Below are 14,593 nucleotides of genomic sequence, written 5' to 3'. Positions count from 1 at the left end.
CCAATCCCTCAGATCTCCAGCTCGCCACCCACCGAGAGCGAGGTATCCGTCTTGACCTTGCCCGCCGCGGGTACGCTGTCGTGTTGCAGTTCGAAGTACGTGGTGAGCGCGAAGCGGTCCGTCAGGTGCACGGACAGCTTGGTGGTGGAGTCCAGCAGGACGCGTGTGTCGCCGAAGATGTCCGGGAGCAGCACGGCGTCCTCGCGCAGGTACACGTGCTCGTTGATGTCGTAGCGGAACGCCACGCCCACCGCGGGTGACCACAGGGTCACGTTCGGCAGGTCCTCGCGCGTGGGGGTGTACTGGAACCGGCGGTCCTTGGCGTAGCTCCCGCCCAGGTACGTGCGCAGGAAGAGCTCCTTCGACTTCTTCTTCCGCTCCAGGAGCGTGAGGCCGATGCCCAGCTCCACCTCGGTGCGCAGCTCCAGGCTGGCGGGATGGTCTGTCTCCAGGCCCAGGAAGGTGTAGGCGCTGACCAGGCGCGTGAAGCGGTAGTCGCCGCGCGCCCACCCGCCGAGCGTCAGGGCCGTGACCTCCCGTTCCTCTTCGTCCTCCGCGGCCGCGTTGCCGTAGGCGCCATCCGCCTCCAGGGTGAGCGCCCACACCGGAGACTCGTACTCCGCCATGGCGTCGCCCGTGATGGTGAAGGAGCGGGCGTTGCCGGTGAACATGGAGGCACCGAGCCCGGCCGAGCCCGTCCAGGGCCCTTCGTCCTCGTCCTCGTCTGCTTCGGCTCCAACGGAAGCCGGTGAGGAGGCATCCGCCGGGTCGGGAGGAGGCGTGGGCGCCTGGGCCATTGCCGCGAAGAGGATGAGGAGTGGACTCATACGTGCCCTCGGGAAGGAGGAGCCGGCCTGTCCCGCTGAAGAGGGAGGGGCGACCTCGGTGGTGCTCGAAGGCCTTCTCGCGGCCCACGCAACCTTCGACACGCACCGCGCGTCCTGCAATCACAGGCCGGCATGCCAGGGAAGGCACCCTCGTGCCTTTGCCCGTCAGAACGTGATGAGGGATGTGTTCTACAGGCCCTGGTTCAGGGACGCAGGATGTCCTGGATGAACCGGCTCAGCGACTCCGCCATCTTCTGGTGCGTGGCGGCGGAGGGATGCCAGTCCTCGCCGACGCCGTCAGCGAAGGGGTTCTGCATGGCCATCACGTGGCGGTGGATCCGGGCATCGCCCAGGCGCTGGCGTTCCGCCACCAGGTCGGAAATCCAATCGCCCACGTGCACGGATGTCACCACGCCCTGCTGTTCCTTCCGCTTGAAGCCATCCGTCATGCTGCCCAGCGTGCAGACGATGTGCGCGCGGGGATGCAGCGTGCGGAGCCGTTCGAGGAAGGTCCGGTAGGCGGACTTGAACGCCGCTTCGTCCGGAAGGAACGCGGCGGTGCCCGCGCCCGCGAACGTGTCGTTGGTGCCGGCGTTGAGGACAATCACATCCGGCGAGTCGTTGGAGAAGTCCCAGGCGGCGGGGTGGTCCGGGACGGCGCGCTCGTAGATGGCCGGAATCAAGCCGGACGTGGACAGGTCCAGGTTGCGGTACACGCCGTGGCCCGAATAGCAGACGAACACGGCCTCCGCGCCCAGGCGTTGGGCCGTGAGCCAGCCATGACTCCGTCTGGGATTCTGGTGCTTCGACGTGAAGGAGGGCACCCTGGAGGAGGCTGTCTGGGGAGTGAAGGTGGCGTCGGTGCCGTAGCCGCAGGTGATGGAGTCCCCGACGAACTCCAGCTTGAGCCCCGTGTGCCGCTGGGGCGGCTCCCGGAGCTCACCATGGACCTCCAGCGACAGGAGCGTGCTGGCGCCCACCAGGGACTCGGTGCGCTTGAAGAGCTCCACCGTGTGCAGGCCCACGGGAAGGTCGCTGGCGAGCAGGTACGTGGCCTGACCGGGATTCACCGCGAGCAGCCTGGGAGGTGCCCCGTCCACCACGACGTCGAAGTGGTTGGTCCCCACGTCGCCGCCCGCGCCCGCGTCATCGAGCCGCATCCGCACCGCGTCGCCCCAGAAGCGCGCGCGCACCGTGACGCCCGGATGCGAGAAGACGACCCCTGTCGCTGAGCGGTATGTCCGGCCCACGTACCGCACGCGCGCGTCGGTGGAGGGGATGCTCACCCAGGGCATGGAAGGGCCTTCCGGTGGGGTGGAGGGGGCCCTGCACGCGGCCAGCGACAGGCCCATGCCAAGGCAGACGCCAGCGATGCGGGAGCGGTCGGGCACGCACTCCCAGCGTACACGCAAGACGGCGGCGGCCCACCAGATGCCAGCAGTGAACAGCCCATGCTAGATGACTCGCGTTTCCTGTCATCTCCAGGGGGGCCCCCATGAACCGACTGATTGGCTTTCGTTTCCAACTGGCATTGCTGGCTGTACTGACGCTCCTGGGCACCGGCTGTGGTTCCGACCCGGAGCCGCAGTCCCAGCCGAAATCCCCCACGCTCGTCGAGAGCACACAGTCCGCCGTCAACCTGATGGCCAACGAGGCGGTGACGTTCCACGTCGCCGCGAAGGATGACGCCCAGCGGGCCCTGGGCTTCAGCTGGGAGGCCAGCACGGGTGTCCTGGAGCAGCCGCAAAGCACCGCGACGACCAGCGACGTGCGCTGGAAGGGCCCGGAATGTCTGCCCGCTGGAACGCGCGCCAGGGTGACGGTGACCATCACCAATCATGTGGCGCCCGCCATCACGCGGAGCTTCGCGCTCTCCGTCGTCGCGTGTCCCGCGGCGCCGGCCGTCGCCGCGGGCCGCTACCATTCGCTGGTGCTCCGCCCTGACGGCACGGTCGTGGAGTGGGGCCTCTCGTATCTCCGCTTCGACGGAGCCGCCCGCCCGGTGCCCGGACTGACCAACGTCCGGGCCGTGGCGGCGGGAGGCGACCATGCGCTGGCCTTGCGCGCGGACGGCACCGTCTGGGCGTGGGGGGGCAACAGTGCTGGACAACTTGGGGATGGAACGGAGACCTACCGCTCCACGCCGGTGCGGGTGGTGGGGCTGACGGAGGTCCTTGCCGTCGCCGCGACTGGCTACTCCTCGCTGGCCCTGTGCAAGGACGGTACGGTCTGGACGTGGGGGGATAACAGCGACGGCCAGCTCGGCGATGGAACGACGGAGGGACGTCTCACCCCCGTGCAGGTGCCGGGGCTGGCACGAGTCACTGGCATCGCCGCTTCCAGGGATCACTCGCTGGCCGTGCTCGCGGATGGGACGGTCCGGGCATGGGGTAACAACTCCTCGGGTCAGCTTGGCAATGGAGAGTTCAACTGGGAGGTCGGCAGCCTCCTCCCGGTGGCGGTGCTCAAGCTGACGGACGTGGTCTCCGTCGCCGCGAGTTATGGGCTCTCGTTCGCCGTGCATTCGGACGGCACCGTGTCGTCATGGGGCACCAACGTGGATGGGGCCCTGGGCGGTGATTCCCGGAGGAACGGACACATTCCGGGCAAGGTGCCGGGAATGACCGACGTGACCACCCTCTCCGCGGGCACCTTCTACGCGGTGGCCCTGATGGGGGATGGCACCGTCCGGGGCTGGGGAACCAACGACTCCGGCCAGCTCGGGGATGGGACGTACACCCGCCATGCTCCCAGGCAGGTGTCGGGCCTCGCGGGCGTCGCGGCCGTGGCGGCGGGTGACGAGCATGTCCTGGCCGTGCTCTCCGACGGGAGCCTGCGGGCCTGGGGCGACAACCGGTACATGCAGCTCGGCATCCAGCCGGAGACCGTGAATCGCGGCGGACCCGTGCAGGTGCCGGGGCTGACGGAGGCGAATAGCGTGGCCGCGGGTGAAGCCCATTCCCTGGCCCTGCGCGCGGATGGCACGGTCTGGGCCTGGGGCGACAACCGCGAAGGCAGCCTGGGGATTGGCGCCGCGCACGGCGGCAGCACGACGCCCGCCCAGGTGCCGAACCTCTCCGGCGCCAGGGGCATTGCCGCGGGCTGGGGCCTCTCACTGGCGGTGCTCTCCGATGGCACCGTCATGTCGTGGGGGGCCAGTAGCTTCGGGCAACTGGGGGTCGAGTCCTCGTCATACGGTTTTGCCCCCGAACCCATCACCGGGCTGAGCGGCGTCACGGCCGTGTCCGCGGGTCGCTGGTATGCGCTGGCCCTGCGTGAGGACGGCACCGTCTGGTCGTGGGGGTACAACAGCCAGGGCCAGCTCGGCGACGGGACGACCGCCGGACGCTCCACGCCGGGGCAGGTGGCGGGACTGACGGGAGTCGTCGCCATCGCCACGGGCGCAATCCACGCGCTGGCGCTGCGTGAGGACGGCACCGTCTGGGCATGGGGGGACAACGACTTCGGGGCCCTGGGGGATGGAACGAACACCTCACACGCCATGCCGGCGCAGGTGCCGGGCCTGACGGGAGTCGTCGCCGTGGCCGCGGGGAAATACCACTCCCTGGCCCTGCGCGAGGACGGCACCCTCTGGGCGTGGGGGTACAACGGCCAGGGCCAGTTCGGCGACGGGACGACTCTCAGCCAGTGGTCCCCGGTGCGGGTTCCCGGCCTGGCGGGAGTCCAGCGCATCGCCGCGGGTGACGGCCACTCGCTGGCCGTGACGAACGGAGGCCCCCTCGTCACTTTTGGGAGCAATGCCTCCGGGCAGTTGGGGCTGGGCGAGGGAACCGGGAACCAGTCGCGCGGAGAGATCGCCTCGCTTCGCGATGCCCGCGCCATCGCGGCGGGCAGCGCCTACTCCCTGGCTGTCACGCGCGCCGGGACGGTCTGGGCCTGGGGCGCCAATGTCGCGGGCCAGCTCGGCAATGGCGAGGCGGCGAACAGCCCCCGGCCCATCCCGGTGACGCTGCCCTAGGGCCTCAAACGAAAGGGGGACTTGCGCTGACTCAGTGACCGATTTATAAATCTGGTCATGAGTTCCGACCCACGCACCGCCATCATGGGCGCCGCCGGCGAGGTCTTCGCCCGCTTTGGCTTCAAGAAGGCCTCGGTCGAAGACATCGCCAGGCGGGCAGGCGTGGGCAAGGGCAGCATCTACCTGCACTTCGAGAGCAAGGAAGCGCTCTTCGAGGCCTGCGTGGAGCGGGCGTACGGGGAGGGCCTGGCCGAGCTCAATGCGAGGGTGCGCCGGGCGAAGACGCCCGAGGCCCAGGTCCGGGCCTACATCCAATGCAAGCTGGAGCAGCAGTCCCGTGCACCCGAGGGGCAGCGCATCGAGCTGAGCACCATCTTCGAGCTGGGACTCCAGGCGGCGCACCTCGTGCCCAGGATGATGGAGAGTGACGCCGCTGTGCTGGCGGGCATCCTCGAGGAAGGCGTGGAGCAGGGAGTCTTCACCGTGGCCGAGCCCAGGTCCGCGGCCCGTGGCTTCGTGGCGTTGCTCATGCAGTTCGCCGTCAAGTTGATGCCGGAGGGGGCGGACGTCGCGCTGATGCAGTCGGTGGAGCGCTGCTTCGACATCTTCATCCGTGGCCTCCTGAAGCAACCTCCCAACTGACCCCTCCTTTCCTGGCCCCACTTCGCGCCCGGGCGCGGTGGGGCTTTCGTTTGGCCGGGACTGACCAGAAAACCGATTCAGTCATCCAGTGCCGGGTCTCCGGCCACAGCACGAGGAACGAAGCGATGAAGACGTTCATGAAGGCAGCAGCGGTGGCGGTGGCGGTGGTGGTGACGGGGTGCGGTGGTGGTGACAAGGCAGTCGTCCCGCAGGCCTCCGCCGCGCAGGTCGCGCAGAAGCCGGTGGGCGTGCGTGCCGTCACACCCGCCACGCAGCTGGAGTCGAGCGTCCTCAGGGCCACCGGCAGCGTGCGCTCCAAGCAGTCCGCGACATTGAGCGCGCAGGCATCCGGCACGCTCACGCGCGTCAGCGTGGACGTGGGCGACACGGTGAAGCGGGGCCAGGTGCTGGCACAGCTGGATACCTCCAACTCGCGCATCGCCGTCAACCAGGCGCGTGCCTCCAAGGCGGCGGCGGACGCGGCGCTGGATGGCGCGACGTCGGAGGTGGAGCGGACGCGTGTGCTCGCGCAGTCGGGCAGCCTCCCGCGCGCCTCGCTCGACAAGGCGGAGGTGGGCTTCCGTCAGGCGCAGGCCCAGGCGCAGCAGGCCGCCGCCGCCCTGGACAGCGCGCAGGAGTCCGTGCGCGACGCGACGCTCACGGCCCCCTTCGACGGCGTCATCACCAGCAAGAGCCGCAACGCGGGCGACTACGTGTCGCCGGGCACGGCCATCTTCGGGCTCGTCAACACGCAGGCGCTGGAGGTGCGCGCCCCGGTGCCCGAGTCACTCGTGGACCGCGTGTCGGTGGGCACCGTCGTGAAGGGCACGCTCAATCCCTCCGGCGCGCCCTTCGAGGCGAAGGTGAAGAGCCTGGGCGCCACCATCGACGAGCAGACGCGCACCGTGGAGGTGCTCGCGGAGGTGCTGCCGGCGAAGGACGCCGGTGCGCGGCTGCGCGCGGGCGCCCTGGTGGAGCTGGACTTCTCCAGCGTGGCGGCCTCCGACAACGCACCGGAGCAGGCGGGCCTCTTCCTGCCCACGCAGGCCGTCAACGCCCGGGGCCAGCAGGGCTTCGTCTGGGTGGTGCAGGACGGCAAGGCGCAGCGCCGGGACGTCAAGGTAGAGCGCGTGCTGCCCGGCTTCGTGCGCGTGGTGCAGGGCCTGGGCTCCGCCGACCGCGTCGTGGCCGACGCCAGCCTGCCGCTCCAGGACGGCACCGCGCTCCAGGTCGTCCAGTAGCCGGGCGCCTTCCTTCCCAACCCCTTTCACCGTCACGCCATCCCCATGCTCCAGACCTTCATCAAACACTCTGTCTTCACAGTCATGCTGATGGCGGCGGTCGTCGTCTTCGGCCTGTACGCCTATCCGCGCATCGGCGTGGACCAGTACCCCAACGTCGACATCCCCTACGTCTCCGTCACCACGCTCCTGCCGGGCGCGGACCCCGAGTCCATCGAGAAGAACGTCACCGACCCGCTGGAGGAGGCGCTCAACACGGTCAACGGCGTGGATGAGCTCAACTCCATCAACCTGGAGAACGTGAGCCAGGTGACCATCGCCTTCAAGCTGGGCACCGACGTGAACACCGCGGCCCAGGACGTGCGCGACCGCGTGCAGGCCACGCTGCGCTCGCTGCCGGACGACATCGAGACGCCCGTCGTGGAGAAGTTCGACATCGGCGCGGCGCCCATCCTCACGCTGTCGCTCTCCGGCTCCCTGCCCGTGGACGAGCTGACGCGCGTGGCGGAGGACGTGGTGAAGCCCGCCCTCCAGAGCCAGCCGGGCGTGGGCAGCATCGGCGTGGTGGGTGGCCGGAAGCGGGAGGTGCAGCTGGTGGTGGACCCGCAGCGGCTGCGCGGCTACGGGCTGGCCGTTGGCGACGTGAGCCAGGCGCTCCAGTCGCAGAGCGTGGACCTGCCCGGCGGGCGCACCACCCAGGGCGGACGTGAGCGCATCGTCCGGCTGACGGCGGAGGCGCGCAGCGTGGGAGAGATTGGCGACATCATCGTCGCCAGCCCCAACGGCACCCCGGTGCGCGTGCGGGACGTGGCGGCGGTGGTGGACGGTGCGCAGGAGGCGCGCGGCCTGGCCCGCTCGGACACGGGCGCCGCCATCGCGCTCGTGGTGCGCAAGCAGTCCGGCGCCAACACGGTGCAGGTGGCCGAGGCCGTCAAGGAGTCCCTGGCGGAGCTCAACGCTCAGCTGCCCGAGGGCGTGACGGTCAGCACCATCAGCGACAACTCCACCAACATCCGCGCGTCCATCCACGCGGTGCAGGAGGACATGCTGCTGGGCGGCGTGCTGTCCGTGCTCATCGTGCTGCTGTTCCTGCGCAACCTGCGCTCGACGCTCGTCTCCGCCATCGCGCTGCCGGTGAGCGTCATCGGCACCTTCGCGGTGATGGCGCTCTTGGGTTTCACCTTCAACATCATCACCATGCTGGCGCTGACGCTCTCCATCGGCCTGCTCATCGACGACGCCATCGTGGTCATCGAGAACATCGTCCGTCACCTGGAGGAGGGGAAGACGCCCATGCAGGCGGCGCTGGAGGGCACGAAGCAGATTGTCATCGCGGTGCTCGCGGTGACGCTGGCCATCGTGGCGGTGTTCGTCCCCGTGGCCTTCATGGAGGGCATGATTGGCCAGTTCTTCTTCCAGTTCGGCGTCACGGTGGCCGTGGCGGTGCTCATCTCCTACGCGGTGTCGATGACGCTCACGCCCATGCTCTCCAGCCGCCTGCTCAAGGGGCACGGGCATGGCGCTCCCACCAACCGCGTGAGCGCGGCCATCGAGCGCGCGCTCGTCTGGGTGGAGAACGGGTATCGCCGCGTGCTGGGCGCAGTGCTCAACCGGCGGGGGCTGGCGGTGGCCGCGGCGGTGGGCGTGCTGGTGCTGACGCTGGGCATGGCCCGCTTCCTCAAGTTCACCTTCATCCCGCCCTCGGACAATGGCGCGGTGCGCGTGACGCTGGAGCTGCCCGTGGGCTCCACGCTGGAGGACACCGAGCGTGAGCTGGCCACCGTGGCCCAGCAGGCGCGCACCCTGGAGGGCGTGAAGGAGACGTTCAGCACCGCGGGCGGCGGCACGCTGGAGGAGGTGCACAAGGGCGAGGTGCTGGTGAACCTGGTGCCACGCAAGGAGCGCTCCTTCGACCAGGAGACCTTCAAGGTCCAGCTGCGCGCCGCGCTGACGCAGCAGCCGGGCGTGCTGCTCACCGTGCAGGACGCGGCGGGCATTGGCGGTGGCCGCAACCAGCAGGTGCAGTACGTGCTGCGCGGCACGGACTGGTCCCAGGTCGTCGCCGGCAGCGAGAAGCTGCTCGCCGCGATGAAGGCCAACCCGGGCCTCACCGACGTGGACACCACGTTCCGCAGCGGCAAGCCGCAGTACGACGTGCGCATCGACCGTGAGCGGGCCGCGAAGCTGGGCGTGCCGGCCGCGCAGGTGGGCGTCTCGCTCCGTGCCTACCTGGGCCGCGACGAGTTCATGACCTACCGCGAGGGCGGTGAGACGTACGACGTGAAGCTGCGCCTGCCGGACGCGACGCTCGCCTCCGAGGAGGCGCTGGGACAGCTCACCGTGCGCTCCACGAGCGGGCAGCTGGTGGAGCTGCGCAACGTGGCCAACATCACGCCTTCGGAGGGCCCGGTGCAGATCGACCGGCAGAACCAGAAGCGGCAGATCACCCTGCTCGCCAACCTGGCCCCGGGCTACACGCTGGGCGAGGGCATTGCGTACCTCACGGCGCAGGCCCAGCAGGACCTGCCCCAGGGCGTGGTGGGCAACTTCGCCGGCAACGCGAAGGAGCTGGGCAAGACGACCGCCGCCTTCGCCACCGCGCTGGGGCTGGGCATCCTGCTGCTCTACATGATTCTTGCTGCGCAGTTCGGCAGCTACATCCACCCGTTCACCATCATGCTGTCGCTGCCCTTCGCGCTCATCGGTGCCATTGGCGCGCTGCTGCTGTCGGGCCACGCGCTGTCCATCTTCGCGCTCATCGGCGTCATCATGCTGATGGGCCTGGTGGTGAAGAACGGCATCCTGCTCGTGGACTTCACCCAGCAGCTGCGTGAGGCGGGCCGGAGCGCGCGTGATGCACTGCTGGAGGCCGCGCCCATGCGCCTGCGCCCCATCCTCATGACGACCATCGCGATGGTGGCCGGCATGGTTCCGGTGGCGCTCGCCAAGGGGGATGGCGCGGAGATGCGCGTGCCCATGGCGCTGGTCATCATCGGCGGCCTCATCAGCTCCACGGTGCTGACGCTGGTGGTGGTGCCCGTCGTCTACTCGCTGCTGGACGGAGTCTCCGCGCGCTTCAAGCGCCGCGAGGCGGACGCTCCGGTGGCGGTCCAACTCACGGAAGAAGGCGCGCACTGAGCGCGGCCATCCCCAAACCCTTTCAGCTCGACCCTCATCATGATCATCCCAGTGCTTCTCTCCAGCGTTCTGCTGACGCAGGCCCCCGGTGTGTCCGACCGGCCCGTTCAGACCCCCATCCCCGAGCCGAAGGTGGCTCCGGCCACCGCGTTCCCGCTGCTCTCCCTCGAGGAGGCCATCGCCCTCGCGGAGAAGCAGAGCCCCAGCCTCGACGCGGCCCGCGCGCGGCTCCAGCAGTCCCGGGAGCTGGGCAACAAGGCCTGGTCGGGCTACCTGCCCAACGTCACCGCGAGCGGTTCGTACACCCGGTACCCGAGGGACGTGTCGTTCGCGCTCCCCGGAGCGCCGGACCCCATCACCTTGCAGAAGAAGGACCAACTGGGCGGACAGCTCACCGCGCGGCAGGCGTTGATCGTCCCCACGTTGTGGCCGGCCATCCAGAACGCCTACCTGGGCGAGAAGGCGGCGGCGCTGACGGCGGAGAACACCCGGCGGGAGATCCTCTTCGCGGTGGCCCAGTCCTACCTCGGCGCCGCGAGCCTGCGGGAGGCCCTGGCGGTGAATGAGCAGCTCCTCGACGTCCGCCGGGGCTTCGAGCGCGATGCCGAGGCGCGCTTCCAGGCCGGCGACGCGGAGAAGCTGGCCGTCCTGCGCGCGACGCTGGACCGCAAGGAGGCGGAGCAGGCGGTGGTGCGCAGCCGCAACGCCTACGCCATCGCGAGGAGCGCCCTGGCCGCACTGCTCGCGCGGCCGGTGGACTTCGACGTGGCGCCACCGCAGGGCAACGCGGTCACCGTCCCCACCGAGGCCGGTGACGCGGAGGGCGCGGAGAAGACCGCGCTGGACCGGCGGCCGGACGCGGCGGCGGCGCGCCTCAACGTGGACGTCGCGCGCGGCGGCCGGAAGCAGATCCTCTTCGAGTACCTGCCCAACCTGTACGCCAACGGCAACTACTCGGCGGCGAACACCGCCGGGCTCACCGGCCAGAGCACCACCTGGACGGCGGGGCTGTCCCTGTCGTGGACGCTGTTCGACGGCGGCCTGCGCGAGGCCAACCTGCGCGAGTCCTCCGGGAAGATCGCCGAGGCGAACGCCAACCTGCGCGGCCTGGAAGAGAAGATTCGCGATGAGGTGCGCAAGTCCCGCAGCGAACTGGAGAGCGCGGAGGTCAACCTCAGCACGGCCGATGAGCGGGTGAAGCTGGCTTGGGAGAGCGCACGGCTGGCGAAGCAGAACTTCGACGCCGGGGCCACGACGTACCTCCAGGTGACGGACGTCAACGCGGCGCTCGCGAACGCCCAGCTGTCGGCCGTGGCCGAGTCGCTCAACGTGCGGCTGTCCCGCCTGGCGCTGATGCGGGCCATGGGCCTCTTCGACCCCACGGGCCACTCCCTGGTCCAGCCGTAGCCACGGCGGACAGGTTCCTCCTGCTGGCCATGCTGCACGTCGTGGGGCTTCCTGACCTGGCCCTGGCGCAATCCTCCCCGGTGGGGTTCGGTTTCTAGCCGCCCTTCGGGGCACGGGCTTTCAAGATGACGGTCTTGTCACTCATCCCCAGGCAGCAGGCGGCCGTCATCGAGGCAGCGCGCGAAATCTTCGCACGCAGAAGCTTCCTGGAGGTCTTCCTGGGAGACATCGCGTACCGCGCGCGGCTGTCGGAGCGGCTGGTCCAGCAGCTGCGCGTGACGCCCCGGGCGCTGCGGGAGCTCATGCCGCTCGTGGAACCGCGGCTCGCGCGTCCCCCGGGCTCGCGAGGTCGCGATGCTGACGGCCATCTTCGAGGAGGGCAGGGAACAGGGCACCTTCGAGGTCCGCGACACCCGGGCTGCCGCACGAGCGCTGGCGCTGGGGTTCCAGCACGTCGAGTGCACGCTGCTGCGCGTCGGCCTGCCCCCGGGAGCGCTCATCCGTCCATGAGCGACGTGCGGTATCCTCGCGGGAAGGAGTGATTCCATCCCTATGCCAGGACCCCTCGTGAACCTCACCCAGCTGGGCCAATGCTCCGACGCCGAGCTCGAAGCGCTGCTGGAGCAGGCCGACTTCGGAAACTTCGAGCCTGGCCGGGACCTTCCGCCGCTGCGCGAACGGCTGCTCCGCCTGGAGCGCGAGCGCGGCCTCACGGAGGTCCACCGGCTCTTCTCCGAGAAGGTCCTGGCCGCGGGGGCACGGCTCGTGGAGAGCCCGCGCTACATCGGCGTGCAACACAGCTTCGCGCTCAGTCCGGATGGACGCCATCTCGCCATCGCGAGCGGCCGCCTCGACAAATTGCCCGGCGGAGACGTACGCATCTGGGAGCTGGCGACAGGGCGCGTGGTCGACGCCGTCGGGTTCGAGACGACGCAGGTCGGCTCCACGGGGGATCCCTCCTGCCTCCAGTGGTCGCCGTCAGGGGAGTGGCTCGGCGTCAACCTGGACGATGTCGTCGTGGGCGTGCTGAGGGCCTTCGCCGGAACCCCGCCTTCGTTCACCGCCGACGTCACCCGGCGCTGGGGCTCGCCGCCGGGGGCGGCTGTCATCAATCCCAAGACCGTGGAGAACAAGGGGCACCTGCCCGCCTGGTGCTGGTCTCCGGATGAAACCCAGCTGTTCATCTCCACCCCCGGCCCGGACGGCGCGCTGGGCTGCATCATCCCGTTCCGGGAAGGGGCCCGGGTCAACGAGGACGGTGAAGGGCTTCGCTGGTGCCCGGCCCGGTTGGACGGACGGCCTTCGAAATCGCAGCCGCATGCCTGGGTGCGGTGGAGCCCGGATGGCTCCCGCATCCATGGCTATTGCAAATACGAGTACGTGTCCGAGCCGCACCCCGACTCGGGCCAGGACGCCCATCCGTCGGCCTCCGTCATCGACGTGGGGAGCGGCGACCTCCAGTACCGCTTCGATGAACTGAAGCTGCCGGTGGCGTTCTCGCCGGACGGCGCCCGCCTGGCCTACGGTGAGGAGCCGTCCCGGCTCGCCAACGGACACACTGGCCGCACGGTGTCCGACCTGAGCAAGGACTTCGGTGCGCGCATTCTCTCGGTCGCGGAATACGTCTGGTCCCGCGACGGCCGGCGTCTGGCCGTGCTCCTCAACGGCTACGAGTTCCCGCAGGTCCTCATCTTCGAGAACGGCAAGTTCCTGTGCCAGATGGACCTGAAGCGCCGTTCGTTCGGGTTGGCCCTCAAGAGCGGCGACCTGGGCCGCTGGGCCTGGTCGCCGGATGGCTCCATGGGCGCATGCCTGCTGCGCGAGGGAGGCATGGCCGAGCTGTGGAAGCGTGAAGGACTCAAGGTCGAGCTATGGAAGGTGGGGTCCTCGCCCAAGATGCTCCGGCGGCTCGAGGGCGCCAACGGCATCGACGGACTGGCCTGGGGCGCGGACGGCATGCTCGTGGGAGCGGGGCCCCATGCCATCGCCTTCTGGGACGTGAACACCGGAGAGCAGCGCTCCCGCTCCTCGTTGGAGTTGGAGCCGGGCCGCGTGCCGCCCCCGAGCGACTGGAACCCCTGGCCGGACGAAGTCGCACGGTTCATTCCGACCGAGCGCGGCTGGGACTTCACGCGAGCGCAGCCGGACGGCACCGTGGAGTGTCCTCCGGGTTCGCGGGAGAAGCTCGAGCCCCGGCTGATGTTCTCGGTGGGGGGACGCCATGCCTGGCCCTGGCGCTGGGCCGAGGGGACCCCGCATGCGCGCTGGGATTCCGGGGCACTTTCGCTCGTCGAGCCCCAGGCGGAGGCCGCGTTCGAGGAGCGGCGCGTCCCCGTGCCCGAAGGCGAGACGCTGGCGGCGAGAGACGCCCGGCACGGGACGTGGGGATTCCTGAAGCAATACGAGGCCCCCACGCGGCCCCTGGATCATTACAGGGCCGACCCGGTGTTCACGCACGGTCCCGCCATCAGCCGCGCCAACCTCACGCCGTATCTCGGCAAGGGGGTGATGCTGCGCCAGACGCAATATGGGACGTGGTACGCGCTCGGGGCCCTGCTCGAGGTCTCCGACGAGGGAATCCTCATCCACCCGCGCGCTCCCATCGGCTCGTACCGCGAGCGGCTCCTGTCCTTCCGGGACATCCTCTGGATTGGACCGGCGGTGCCGCTCGACACGCCGGAGGGCTAGTGCCAGGTGCCCGCGCCGAAGCCCCAGCCGAAGTAGCGGCGGGACACGTCGGCGAAGCCGCTGACGCGCCACGAGGTGTCGGGCGAAAACAAGCCGAAGACGGACCATTGGAACAGCCGCAACTCCGCGCTGGCGGTGCCATGAAGACGAGGCCCGACAGTGTCGAAGCGGCTGGGTTCCAGGTAGCTGCCCGCGCGCAGCTGCAGCCGGTTTTCGAGGGGCTCCAGCTCGGCGCCGACGCGGGGTGAAATCGAGAGGTGCCGCCCGGAGCGCTCCAACTGCTGCGACAGGAAGGAGTCGAAGCCGATGGCATTCGGCACGGAGCCGCTGATGAGCACGGATCCGGTCAGCAGCAGCTTCGAGCGTGGCAGGGCCCTGTATCGTTCCGCGCGGTCCGGGCCCCACGGCATCTGGAGCGGGCGGTCACCGAACTGCCAGGCGACGCCCGCTTCAATCTCCCAGGGGAGCCGGACGGAGGCGGGCAGGTAGAGGCCGGCGACCTTCACGTTGCCAGCCTCGTCGGCGGTGGTCGGGCCGCCAGGGGTGAGGGGATGAGAAAAAATTAACGATTCTGATGCATCCAAAGGATGCATAAGCGCTGCTGTGCGAGCATGAATCGCCATGGCGGGGAGCAAACGGCCGCGAGTGCGTGTGCTCCGGCCGAAACGGAC

10 protein-coding genes are annotated in these 14,593 nt (G+C 69.6%); 7 read left to right on the top strand and 3 right to left on the bottom strand.

Going from position 1 to position 14,593, the window contains the following annotated elements:
* Window positions 1-8: 8 nt before the first annotated feature.
* Together D7V77_RS13740 and D7V77_RS13735 are read right to left on the bottom strand one after the other, a co-directional pair.
* The gene (locus D7V77_RS13740; protein WP_120576734.1) at window positions 9-827 is read right to left on the bottom strand and encodes a YdiY family protein; all 819 of its coding nucleotides are present in this window, start codon (window positions 825-827) and stop codon (window positions 9-11) included.
* Window positions 828-1,030: 203 nt separating this feature from the next.
* A complete protein-coding gene (locus D7V77_RS13735; protein ID WP_233596974.1) occupies window positions 1,031-2,218 on the bottom strand; it encodes an SGNH/GDSL hydrolase family protein in 1,188 nt (395 codons plus the stop codon).
* Window positions 2,219-2,322: 104 nt separating this feature from the next.
* On the opposite strand from D7V77_RS13735, the gene D7V77_RS13730 reads away from it, so the two are divergent.
* From D7V77_RS13730 to D7V77_RS13705, 7 genes are all read left to right on the top strand, one after another.
* On the top strand, window positions 2,323-4,806 hold the full coding sequence (locus tag D7V77_RS13730; RefSeq protein ID WP_233596973.1) for an RCC1 domain-containing protein: 2,484 nt from the start codon (window positions 2,323-2,325) through the stop codon (window positions 4,804-4,806).
* A gap of 57 nt (window positions 4,807-4,863) precedes the next feature.
* Window positions 4,864-5,448, top strand: a complete 585-nt coding sequence (locus D7V77_RS13725) for a TetR/AcrR family transcriptional regulator (protein WP_120576732.1) — start codon at window positions 4,864-4,866, stop codon at window positions 5,446-5,448.
* Between the two features lie 125 nt (window positions 5,449-5,573).
* On the top strand, window positions 5,574-6,689 hold the full coding sequence (locus D7V77_RS13720) for an efflux RND transporter periplasmic adaptor subunit (RefSeq protein ID WP_120576731.1): 1,116 nt from the start codon (window positions 5,574-5,576) through the stop codon (window positions 6,687-6,689).
* Window positions 6,690-6,734: 45 nt separating this feature from the next.
* Window positions 6,735-9,827: an efflux RND transporter permease subunit gene (locus tag D7V77_RS13715; protein ID WP_120576730.1), complete on the top strand. Its 3,093-nt coding sequence runs from the start codon at window positions 6,735-6,737 to the stop codon at window positions 9,825-9,827.
* A gap of 39 nt (window positions 9,828-9,866) precedes the next feature.
* The gene (locus D7V77_RS13710) at window positions 9,867-11,234 is read left to right on the top strand and encodes a TolC family protein (protein WP_120576729.1); all 1,368 of its coding nucleotides are present in this window, start codon (window positions 9,867-9,869) and stop codon (window positions 11,232-11,234) included.
* 354 nt (window positions 11,235-11,588) lie between these two features.
* On the top strand, window positions 11,589-11,744 hold the full coding sequence (locus tag D7V77_RS43705; RefSeq protein ID WP_158624398.1) for a hypothetical protein: 156 nt from the start codon (window positions 11,589-11,591) through the stop codon (window positions 11,742-11,744).
* A gap of 42 nt (window positions 11,745-11,786) precedes the next feature.
* On the top strand, window positions 11,787-13,922 hold the full coding sequence (locus tag D7V77_RS13705) for a WD40 repeat domain-containing protein (RefSeq protein ID WP_199733778.1): 2,136 nt from the start codon (window positions 11,787-11,789) through the stop codon (window positions 13,920-13,922).
* Here D7V77_RS13705 and D7V77_RS13700 read toward each other — a convergent pair.
* Window positions 13,919-14,428 carry a hypothetical protein gene (locus D7V77_RS13700; protein WP_233596972.1) on the bottom strand — a complete coding sequence of 170 codons (510 nt, stop codon included), beginning with the start codon at window positions 14,426-14,428 and terminating at the stop codon, window positions 13,919-13,921. The two genes, D7V77_RS13705 and D7V77_RS13700, sit on opposite strands and share 4 nt — an antisense overlap.
* Window positions 14,429-14,593: the final 165 nt, after the last annotated feature.

The organism is Corallococcus sp. CA041A, assembly GCF_003612075.1.
GTDB lineage: Bacteria > Myxococcota > Myxococcia > Myxococcales > Myxococcaceae > Corallococcus > Corallococcus exiguus.
The sequence above is the reverse complement of the archived record's forward strand: the minus strand, read 5'-3'. Positions and strand labels throughout refer to the sequence as shown.